Annotated in this window: 7 protein-coding genes; all 7 read right to left on the reverse strand. The window is 38.5% G+C overall.

Going from position 1 to position 11,310, the window contains the following annotated elements:
- Window positions 1-18 precede the first annotated feature (18 nt).
- On the reverse strand, window positions 19-489 hold the full coding sequence (locus tag K9N40_07360) for a transcription elongation factor GreA (protein ID MCF7814278.1): 471 nt from the start codon (window positions 487-489) through the stop codon (window positions 19-21).
- A gap of 20 nt (window positions 490-509) precedes the next feature.
- Entirely contained in the window at window positions 510-1,334 is an 825-nt protein-coding gene (locus tag K9N40_07365) for a hypothetical protein (GenBank protein ID MCF7814279.1), read from the reverse strand.
- 27 nt (window positions 1,335-1,361) lie between these two features.
- Window positions 1,362-5,528, reverse strand: a complete 4,167-nt coding sequence (locus tag K9N40_07370) for a S8 family serine peptidase (GenBank protein ID MCF7814280.1) — start codon at window positions 5,526-5,528, stop codon at window positions 1,362-1,364.
- Window positions 5,529-5,722: 194 nt separating this feature from the next.
- A complete protein-coding gene (locus K9N40_07375; GenBank protein MCF7814281.1) occupies window positions 5,723-6,619 on the reverse strand; it encodes a PorV/PorQ family protein in 897 nt (298 codons plus the stop codon).
- A 132-nt stretch (window positions 6,620-6,751) separates the two neighbouring features.
- Window positions 6,752-9,919 (reverse strand): hypothetical protein, encoded by a 3,168-nt coding sequence (locus tag K9N40_07380; protein MCF7814282.1) that lies wholly within the window; start codon window positions 9,917-9,919, stop codon window positions 6,752-6,754.
- 134 nt (window positions 9,920-10,053) lie between these two features.
- On the reverse strand, window positions 10,054-10,260 hold the full coding sequence (locus K9N40_07385) for a hypothetical protein (GenBank protein ID MCF7814283.1): 207 nt from the start codon (window positions 10,258-10,260) through the stop codon (window positions 10,054-10,056).
- Between the two features lie 54 nt (window positions 10,261-10,314).
- Window positions 10,315-10,875, reverse strand: a complete 561-nt coding sequence (efp, locus tag K9N40_07390; protein MCF7814284.1) for an elongation factor P — start codon at window positions 10,873-10,875, stop codon at window positions 10,315-10,317.
- Window positions 10,876-11,310: the final 435 nt, after the last annotated feature.

The raw sequence follows: 11,310 nt of genomic DNA on the forward strand, positions 1-11,310 counted from the left end.
CTCCTTCATTTATATTTTTTATTTTATTTCCAGAATTTCAAATTCTCTATCACCAATTGGAGCTTTCACCACAACATGATCTCCGACTTTTTTACCGATCATGGGCTTGCCAAATGGTGAAACTACAGACTTTCTCTGATATTCATCATCTGTTTCATAAACTTCATCGATCCCGACCAGATAGATTTTCATTTCCTTTTGATTGGAAATTTCTTTTATTGTAACTTTGGCACCAAATCGAACGGCATCCTTGGGAATAGTTGAAATATCGATCACCTGCAATTTATCGATACGGCTTTTGATACGGTTATATTCATTTTCCAGATGTCGCTGACGTTCTCGAGCAGCATGATATTCGGCATTTTCGCTCAAGTCTCCCATTTCACGGGCAGTCACAACTTGTTTTATCACTTTTGGTCTTTCTTCGATAAGAACATTCATGCGTTTGCGAAGACGCTGCATTCCTTCTTTTGTTATATAATTTGCCATGTTATTTCTATTTAGTTCCTTTATTTCTTTTTATTTTTCGGCTTCTTTTTCTTGATTATTTTCTGGCCATGGAGACCAATTTTTTTCAATTTCACATTTCCGCTTCTGGCCCAATTGTCGCAGATTTCCTGCAATGTATCGTTGTAGCAGCAGAGAGCGTTGCACAAAATTTCTGCAAACACAGGATTACGAGTATTTTTGTAATTCTGGTAAATCTTGAGATAAAAATCGGGGTCGATCTTGTAGATAGCTTTGATAAGATGATAATTCAGCTTTATCATGTTTGGGCTGGCATACAGCCAGGAAGTCTCCAGTTTAGAGATAAGTGGCTCGATCACATCAGGATTATATTTCATCAATTTTATCAGCATTTTCTGCAAACTCAAAGTCAGGATCTCATTATCTTTTTTTATCCAATTCACTACCAGATCAAGATATCTCATTGGAAATTTCTTCATCAGCGGGAAGATGGTTTTATCGATAACCAGATTACACGATTTTTGATCTTCTGTAGTTATCAGAAATTTCTCGATGTAAGGAATAAAAAGATCAGGTTTTTTCTTCACGGCACGAGCCATTATATAGGCAAATATCATGCGTCCATTTTCACCTTTTTCATGCGTAAGGTAATCATAAAAAGGCATGTATTTATCGTATTTTTTGTTCAGTTTAGAACCAAATGTTTTTCCTACCAAAGTGATAACAGCATGAGGAATATTATTATCAATTCTCTGCGGATAGGCGTTATAAATAATATCTATATCATAATCGCCAGCCGGCAGTTTTCTTTCGATAAAATCTTCTGTATCACGAACAAGTCTTTCTTTCCAGTCTAATGATATCATGTTCAATCTCCTTTCATCACACAAATTCTAGTTGATGACAATAATTTTGCCACGTTTGGAATCTTTTCCCATACGAAAAACGTAATAATAAATTCCGGAAGAGATCCTCTTTCCTGCCTTGTTTTTGCATTCCCAGCTGTAGTTTTGAGCAGGATGGGAAAAAGGTCCAAACTCTTCGTTAAAGATCAGGTTTCCGCTCAGATCGTAGATGAAAATGCTGCCATCTACGTGCAGCGGAAGATTTATAAAACTTATTTCTCCAAATGCGCTCTTGCTCATATCAAGCGGATTTGGACACACTTTTAACTGTTTTAAATTTCTGAAACCCAACTCATCTGTCAAGCTGAAATGACATTTATTATGAGCTATCGACAGCTCATTTCCAGCATTATCCTGCATGTTTTCCAGTTTAATAAAATAAGGTTTACTGCAAATTTTGAATTCTTCGGCAAAATTCAAGATAACAAAACAGGAATCGGTTTCATTGTAAGAAGCGGAAACAATATAATTCTGCGCATCATTTGCCGGTGAGATCAAAGTGTAATTCTCAGTATTTTCTACAGTTTGGAATTGCATCGATTCCGAAAATGAAATACTAACTTGATCGCTTCCTAAAATCGTGGTAAAATTAATTTCCGGCGGGATCGTGTCATCTTTGTAAAGAAAGGAAAATGGTGATCCAATAGCCGGAACTCCAGTATTCCCTGATAAAGAAAATTCTAACTCATATTGCGCAATTGTAGAATTAAAATCTACATCAAAACGCAGGAGCACTGCCTGGTTCTGCTCGATAAGATTAACAGAAATAGGATTACCGATTTCAGGCGAAACAGTATAATTCCCACGATTGGCAGCAGAATTGGCAAGCGGTTTGGAAAAAGTTGCTTTCAACTTATTCTGTGAGATCATTTCCACCTGCAGAATCTGCGGAGCAAAATCGGGAACCGCCAGTTTCCAGGAAGTGGGCAGACTTTCCTGTGGGATGTAGGAATTGTCGATAGCTGTAATGCGATAATATAAACTATCCAATGGAGATAGATTTGAGTCTGTAAAGTCAAAAGTATTTATTTCTTCAGCGATAAGTTGGATTTCTTCATTTTGTTTTCGATAAACATTAAAACTATTTGCAGAATCGTGCTGCCAATTTAACTGAACGGAATTTTCATCGAGTGGAGAAACTGAAAATTGATAGGGAGTCTGCGGGCCGCTAAATGGCTCATTCCATCTTGTAAGGCAGCTTTGCACTTCGTCATCGATCTGCTGATTGCAGAAAATGAAAGCTTCATCCTGATCGGTCTGCGGAGCAGCAGTTATCACATTGGAAGCATTAGAAAATGAAGTTCCCCGCCAGATTGGGATAAATTCACCATTCTGGTAATCGATCACATAAAGATTGGGCGGAACTCCTATTATAATTTCCGCATCTCCATCGTTATCCAGATCGGCTTGAGTAAGAGAATTCTTCTCGGTAACCTGAGAAAAACTGACGTAACCGATAGTTTCGTATTCGTTATTGGCAGACGATTTGAAGAATTGGAAAAATGAGAATGAGCGGTTGGGATCGGAATAATCGGCGTTGTAACCGCCGGCACAAATTTCATTTTGTCCATCGCCGGTAAAATCGCCAACCTGAAGATAATAAGCATTCCCCAACGGTAATTTTCCATTCCAGGAAAGCTCAAATTCTCCGGTTTCATATTCAAATATCATCACATCACCATCCAGATCGGTACAAACTAAATCGGGATAAATGTCACCATCTAAGTTTTCGCAGTAAACACGATTGGCAAAGATGTTCCAAATATTGGGATCGGTAGGATTGGTGATCGTATATTCAATTGTAAAATCAGAACCATTTCGTTGGACAAGTGAAAGCACTTTTTTGGTAATACCATTAATTGTTTCATTTTTGATCAGCACGATCTCATCCAAACCATCTCCGTCATAATCGACCAGATTTGCTCCAAAAGCGATGAAAGGGAGTTCATATTCCACGTTTGGATAAACTGAATTTTCGGTTGCCAGCAAAATCGGTTTATCAGACTTCATCGTGATGATCTCAATGCCATTTCCATCGGTATCGCCAATATCATGCGGCCAGTAGGAAACACCAAAATCATGTTTTTCGACCACTTCGTTTTGATCTATGGAAAATACCTTCAAAACATTCTCATCATTTTCGCTGACAATTCCCACAAAATCAAACTTGCCGTCTTCATCAAAATCGAAAGATTTGTGGAAGGCATAGATTTGCTGTCCGGCAGCAGTTTGCACAAAACTGTTTTGATCGATAGAAAAATAATTCCGGTCAAAATCGAAAGCTTCTTCCAGGTAAATTTCCAAACCTGCTGTGTTTACTGCATTGATATCAATCGGTTGATCAGGTGGATCGTGATATAATTTTAGAACATGATTATCGTTGGCACGATTCGGTAAATTGTACATTTGTGGTGAATTTGTATTTTGCAGAAAGACGTCTTCATCGAACAGAACATTAACGAAATATTCGTTGTTTTCTGCTTCAAAACGCTGCATCCAGGAAGCATAATCTGCCAGGTATTGCGGAGCAGTCTGATCGATATGAACAGTGAAAACGAATTGATAGCTGTTCAGGCTGAAGTCGAAAACTTCCAGTTTGATCGTGTAAGCGGAATCGGGCAAATTGGGCGAGACTACAAATTCGGCGATCAAATCGGAATGAACCGGTTCGTAATAGCGATCAAAACTGGGATCTACCGGCAGCCATTCAATATTTTCATCTTCATCCTGGAAGGCATAATTTACTTTGTAATAATTAAAGCGATCGGCATCAACAGTGCCGATAATTGGAAATGATTCATGAAATCCTGAAAAATCGGTTGGCTGTTCTATTTCGATTTGAAATTCATTTTCGTGTGTAATGAGTGCTTCTGCATCGATGAGACCATTGCCGTAATTTTCATCGAATCCGGAATTTCCCAGATCGATGGAAGTTTCTGCCAATCTGGATTTAATTTCTTCAAAATCCAAACCCGGTTCGATGGAAAGCAAATTTGCCAGACATCCTGCTACAAAAGGAGCAGCCATCGAAGTTCCGGAAAGTTCATGATATGGATTATCATTGTTGTATGTACTTAAAATAAAACTTCCCGGTGCTACAACGTCAAGTTCCGGTCCGATACAGGAAAATGATGCTAATTCTTTACTGGCATTTACAGCTCCGATTGCCAGCGTGGAAGCAAGTTTGGCAGGATACATTATCTGTCGATTAATGCTTACAGAACTGTTTCCGGCAGCAGCTACAATGATGCTTCCTTTTTCATAAGCATACTGGCAGGCATCGGCGATGATGGGAGAATAATTTGCATCTCCCCAACTTACGTTAATAATGTCTGCACCTTGATCGGCAGCGTAAATAACTCCGGCTGCGGCATCATCGTCCTGCAGATAACCGGCTCCGGCAATATTTGTGGTGAATCCGCTGCGGATCGGCATAATTCTGGCATGCCAGCAAACTCCGGCAATTCCTTCATTGTTATTAGTATCGGCAGCAATAATTCCTGCTACATGAGTTCCATGAAAAAGATCATCGGAAGCATCATTATCACGCTCCAGAAAATCTCCGGTTCCAATGCTGCTGAGTTCCGGTGCATCCACAAAATCCCAGCCGCGCCAGTCATCGATGTAGCCATTTGCATCGTTATCAATTCCATCATTTGGGATTTCATTTTGATTGTAATAAAGATTTTCCTGCAAATCTGGATGTTCGAAATTTATTCCCGAATCTACAACTGCTACAATAATCTGATCATTTCCAGTGGTAATATTCCAGGCTTCAGGAATATGACAATTTTCAAAGTTAATCTGCTGTTCCGAATATAACGGATCATTCGGCTGCATCAGCATTTCATTCAGGTAATTCGGCTGAATATATTCGATACCGGAAAATTTTAGATTTTTAATATTTTCCCAATCGATATCCTGCGAAAAGGAAGCAACAAAAAACCTGTTCCGATTTTTGTTCAGAACAGGTTTTATATTTTTAATATTTTTTGTTTGCAGAAAGCTGTCGAAATCAGCCAGACCGGTTGAGCGGGAAGTTGTAATTATCGGTTCGGAAGTCTTGAAGATAAGCTGATTGGGAACCCGATCCAAACCAAAAATATTGCTTGTTATTATTATCAATATCAACCCGAAACTTCCGGCAAATTTCATAAAAATTCTCCATTTTAATTATCAGATGTCATCCTGAGCTTAGTTTACCCTGAGCTTGACGAAGGGAAGGATATGGCTTTTTTCTTTGTAAAATTTTTTACTTAAGCAATATCTTTATCGCTTGCCACATACTTCGAGACTCCCAACAAGGTGAAAACTCAGTATGACAACATTTTCACTTATCTGATCCACTGCTAAAATTTATACGTCAATCCGATCACGTGTACATCATCGATTTCCGAATTGAACGGCACGTAAGCATAATCCACATCGATTTTCTTCAGTTTAATACCAATTCCCGCGCTGAAATCCTCTGCATCATAGTTGAGTTTGTAACCCAATCTTAGTTTCAAAATCTCAGTAATATGAATATTCGTTCCCAAAACCATTTGCAATTCATCGTTATCGCTGTATTTCATTATTTTCAGTTCATTGGCAAATTTTACCGATTTTAGTTGCAGAGCTTTGATCAAAGAAATTTCTGCTGCGATTGGCAGATCGATATCTTCTTTATCCATATCGCCTGTTTTACCGATATTTTTAACAGCAGCTGCAACTGTAAGATCTTTGATGGGAGTAAGATAAGTATAACCGATATCGAAAGCCAAACCAACAGCAGAAGCAGCATCGATCTTCTCATAAAGCGCATTCAAGTTTGCCGCCAAATACATATCTGGAGTAATACGATAGCCGAAATTGGTTGTCAGTACCATATCCATCGGATGAAATTCACCAGTGATATTTCCTACATCATCGCGACTTTCCAATTTGCCATAATCCAGATAGCGATAACCAAAACCAAAAGCTTTTTTTCCCTGCGAATAATAATAGGCACCGCTGTTCATCTGATAATCGATAAGCCAGTAATTATGCGAAAAAGAGATCACTCGTTTTTTGGGCAGCATTCCCGCCGTCGGATTGCTCATAAATCCAAAAGCATCATTTGCTGTAAATGCACCCACTCCACCTTGAGCGCTGGTTGTCGCTCCGGTCGGAACTTTCAGCATTTGAAATCCGGCTTCTCCGGTTGTGTCTGCCAGAATTGCCAACGAAAATATCAGCAACGACAGAGTTAATAAAATTCTTTTCATCTATCTTTCTCCTCTATTTTTTATAATTTCGTCATTCTGAGAAGTTCTTTCATTTGCTTTGACGAAGAATAGCCAATTACATGTTTCGTCAAAATTTCATGAAGATCACTCGACATGACGGCAAACTCACTTTTATTTTTCTATCGCAAACTTGCGTTTTATCACTTTACCATTTGCCTTGATAATAGCAAAATACACGCCGGAAGCCCATTTTTTTGCATTGATGTAAACTTTTTTTGGAATGTACTTTTCACAATATTGATCCTGCTGATATATTTTATTGGCAGCGCTGTCAAATATTTTTACATTCACATCCACATCTTCGGAAGTCATGATCCTTAAAATTATTGTCATGTAAGGAACTTCATTTCCAAAATCCACACCTTTGGAGAAAACGCTGCTGAGCGGATTGGGATAGAAATATGTTTCATCTTTTAAGAATAAATCATCAGTTTCAAATGGAATAGATGTATCTTGTTGCCAATATCCTGTTCTTTGTAAATTGCAGTATTCATGCAAACTTCCGTGTAAATTCGGCATTTGATTTATCGGCAATTCGGATCGGAAAATAACACCGTCGTTACTGGAAAGATATGCCCTGAAAGGTTGATTGGAATATTCGGATAAAACAGGATAATTAAGACTTCTTTTGCTGAATGTTAGCGGGTAATTTCTGCTTAATTCAAAATTGTTATTATTAATATTTTCCCAGATACTAAAACGATTTCGCGAAAAGTTTCCCAGAATTTCCAATTGTCCGTTTCCAGTTACATCGGCAGCGATAATTCCAGCAGCAGAAATTGTGCTGTCAGGATTGGCAAGAGTTTGCGAAGGCATCATAAATGAACCACTGGCAGAAAAAACTTTGAACGTGTTTTCACCACCGATCAAAATATCCAGCTGTCCATTCATATCTACATCTGCAAAAGATGGAATCGATACAGCATTCAAACCAATTTCAACAGGGAAATTTGGAAACTTACTTCCATCCTGAGCGAAAACATAGAGCATGGAATCGGCAGCTGTGATGACATATTCAGCAGTTTCATCACTGTTTATATCCGCCATTTGGAAAGACCAGATTTCGGGATATGGTTCAGTCATTTCCAAGCCGGAAATTGAAACAGAATTTTCCGGAAGATCTTTCACGAACATTTCCCAATCACCCACCATCAGGTGAATTTTATTGTTTTCCAAAACCATGTTTGAGATAATATCTCTGAGAATTATATCCGAACCCATCGTATTGAAATCATCATCCATCGCAACGAGTAAACTACTATCATCTTCGCTGGGAACTTTCAAAGGCAGAAATAATCTCTGTTCAAAATTTGTATCGGGATTTATCACAACAGGTCCCGCCCATTTTCTATCTGTATCAAAATAAATATCATCTATGTAGCCGGGAATATCGTAATTAATAAGATACAAAGCTGCCGCGTTGGTTACATCAACTTCTCCCTGCATCAAAACTGAATTGGATAATTCATCGTACGTGCAGGGAAAAGGAACCTGGATGGATGAACCGGTATCGATAGGAAAATCAGGAAATTGCATTTCATCCTGCCATAAATAAACTTCACCATTCGGTTGCGGTGCAAAAAGCTCTGTTTCACCGTCCAGATCAAAATCTATCGCAAAAGCTGATAGCTTGTTTTCACCATCATTTCCAGCATCTAATGACCAGCCATAACGTACTGATAAAGTCATCAAAGAATCAGATTCACTGATATCATCAACTTCCAGGGGAATGCCGCCGTAATAGCTTTCGGCAGTGGGCGACCAGGAAATTCCATCATGATTGCTGAAACCAAAATAGTAAGCTAAAGAATCAGCATTATCATTGATATATCTTTTTCTGTATGCGTCGTACATGCTGCCATAAAAGCTTTCCAAGCCATATTGTGGACTATCCAGAGTCTGAATTCCGGAAGCCTGTTCCAGATCGACGCCTTTATGGGAAGCATCACCATTTACCTCGTTCATTTCAAACTCAGGATCGAAATTAGCATCGATCACATTCTCATCTATATGCCAGATCAGAATTCCTGAACCGTCTGCGTCAGGATCGGAGCTGTAGCTGTAACCTGGAAGATAAAAATCCCATTCACAACCAAGATAGCTGTTTTCCATGAAACTGAATTTGGGTTGCCCTTCGTTCACATTTCCCGGCGGGTAAACCGGTTGATCGGGAATTGTGGCAAAAGTAAAGGAAACTACGGTATCTCCATCAGCATTTACATACATGCTGTTATCGGGATTTTGCTGTCTGTTTTCGATCAAAAAATATTCATCATCGGTAATTTTGAGTTTATACAATTTGGGAGTTACATCATCGTCCGCCATAGGAAAAGTCAGTTCCAGTTCGTCTGTGGTTTCATCAATTTCCACAATGTTGTCTTCCCATCCAAGATAATGACGCGACCAGGCACAGGGAAGCGGTGGAACGTAACCGTTGGCATTCCAGACACCCGTTCCCATCAAACCAAATCCACCAATTCCATAGGAAACGCCATTACTGGAATTGTTATCAAATAATGTCGGCAAACCGATTTGATGTCCAAAATTATGAACAATTACACCAAGAAGTCCGTAGAGGGCATCGCCGGGCTGAATATAAGGTTGATTGGAGGTTTCCGGAATTATCGCAAATTCTTTCAGGAAAATTCCGTCATTAGTTTCGATGCCGGGAAAATCATCATTTTCAGGATCGATACCAGCCTGCAAAGAGCGTCGACTTAAGAAAGTGCTGTAGATCTCTTCTTCCATGTCGGGATCGGTTTCCTGTCCAGCCCCGGCGTGGATAATAATAAACGCATCAAACTCATTAAAATCGATATCATCATCTACTGCATCGATAAGATCAACCACCATTTCACAAACTCTTTCAATTTGAAGATCGTCATCACCGTAATAAGCCATCGAATTAGGAAGTGAAATCACTTCACTCCAAACTGTGTAATTATCTTCAGTTAGAACATATTCACCATGAGATGCATCCTGCCAATAGCTGGCATTGTGAAAAAGTAGTCGCTCATAAAACTCCTTATCATGAGCCAAAGAATCTGGAAAATCGGGAACCAGGTCAAATTGAACATCGGTAAATTCTACTCGAAGAGCTAAAATGCTTTGTGGTAAATCAACTTCTCTGTTGCCATTTTGCCTGCCAAAAATTTCGGAAGGATATTCTTTTGTGGGAGAATGTCCAGTTTCCTTTCCGGGAACAATTGGTAGGCTAATTAAATACGAAACAGCAATCAGCAGAAGAATTACAGTTACGAGTTTTTTTGTCATTTTCATCATCCTCAAATCATTTAATGAAACATCACTTTCCAAATAAACATAAATACCCTCTTCGATCAAAAATAAAGATAAAGAGGGTACTGAATAATTTATTCGAATAAGACAGAAAAGATCTTATTCAAATTTTGTTACTAAACTTTTCCGGACATTACATCCTTTTCATTGCACTTGCACAAACTTACGAATTCATATCCTGGAGTCCAGGTATCTGCTTTAGATTTATTAGCACGGATCAATTTAACTTTTTTGATCTCCTGATCGCATTTCGGGCAGATAACCTTTCCTTCTGTACTAATTTCGTGAGCAAGCTTTGCTGCGAATGTTCTGGCTTTTGGCATCTTAATCTCCTATATTCTTAATTCTTAAACTTTTAATTCAAGAACCTTGTAAATCTACACTCTCTCTATATATTCACCGGTTCTTGTGTCAATTTTTATTTTATCTCCAACCTCGATAAAGAAAGGAACCGTTATATCAAGTCCACGATCTGTTACAGCTTTCTTACCGCTTACAGAAGCAGAATTTCCCTTCACGTTCGGTTCACATTCAGCAATTTCCTGTTCCACAGTTGTAGGAAGTTCGATTCCCAGAATATTACGTTCGGGGTCCATTTTCATGGCAACTTCCATATTTTCCACCAGCATTTTGTCATAATCGCCAATAGCTTCGGGAGAAACCTGCATTTGTTCGTAAGTGGAGGAATCCATGAAAACATAAAAACTGCCGTCGAAATATAAATATTCTTTTTTGTGTTTTTCCACGCGTACTTCTTCCAGTTTTTCACTGGTGCGGAAGGTATTATCGATCACTTTTCCGGTTTGCACGTTTTTCAGTTTGGTTCGCACAAAAGCAGCACCTTTACCCGGCTTTACATGCAGGAATTCCACGATTTCATAAAGATCATTTTTGAACTTTATGATCATTCCATTTCTAATATCTGAAGTTGAAGCCATCTATTTTCTCCTTAAATATTTCACTTATCAAATAAGCCTGAAAAGTAATTTTTCAAGCTGGAAAGCTAAAAATAAAACAGGCTAAATGTTGGCAAGGAAAAATTTTACATCAGATTTCAGGTTGGATCGATCATCTACGATAATATAAAGTTTCTCAGAATTATTAACAGTTAAAAAAAACCATTTGACACCTGCCGTTTAAACATCAGATTCGGAAAATAAATTTTCTCGGGAGAAAAAAATGATAGAGAAAATCGGGATGAATTGTTTTTTAGTTATTCACGATAATTCTACCCCCCCCCCATTTATTTTTATTAAAATATTACATTGCAGTATATTATAAACATGATTATTCTCTACAACTCGATAAAAAACACAATTTACTATCACGAACAGGAAACTGGAAATTGCCCTGAGGATCTCTGTGATCTGTTT

The organism is Candidatus Cloacimonadota bacterium, assembly GCA_021734245.1.
Lineage (GTDB): Bacteria > Cloacimonadota > Cloacimonadia > Cloacimonadales > TCS61 > B137-G9.

Coding starts and splice junctions, on each gene's coding strand:
- K9N40_07360 (MCF7814278.1), bottom strand. CDS start 489: ATGGCAAATTATATAACAAAAGAAGGAATGCAGCGTCTTCGCAAACGC.
- K9N40_07365 (MCF7814279.1), bottom strand. CDS start 1,334: ATGATATCATTAGACTGGAAAGAAAGACTTGTTCGTGATACAGAAGAT.
- K9N40_07380 (MCF7814282.1), bottom strand. CDS start 9,919: ATGAAAATGACAAAAAAACTCGTAACTGTAATTCTTCTGCTGATTGCT.
- efp (MCF7814284.1), bottom strand. CDS start 10,875: ATGGCTTCAACTTCAGATATTAGAAATGGAATGATCATAAAGTTCAAA.
- K9N40_07375 (MCF7814281.1), bottom strand. CDS start 6,619: ATGAAAAGAATTTTATTAACTCTGTCGTTGCTGATATTTTCGTTGGCA.
- K9N40_07370 (MCF7814280.1), bottom strand. CDS start 5,528: ATGAAATTTGCCGGAAGTTTCGGGTTGATATTGATAATAATAACAAGC.
- K9N40_07385 (MCF7814283.1), bottom strand. CDS start 10,260: ATGCCAAAAGCCAGAACATTCGCAGCAAAGCTTGCTCACGAAATTAGT.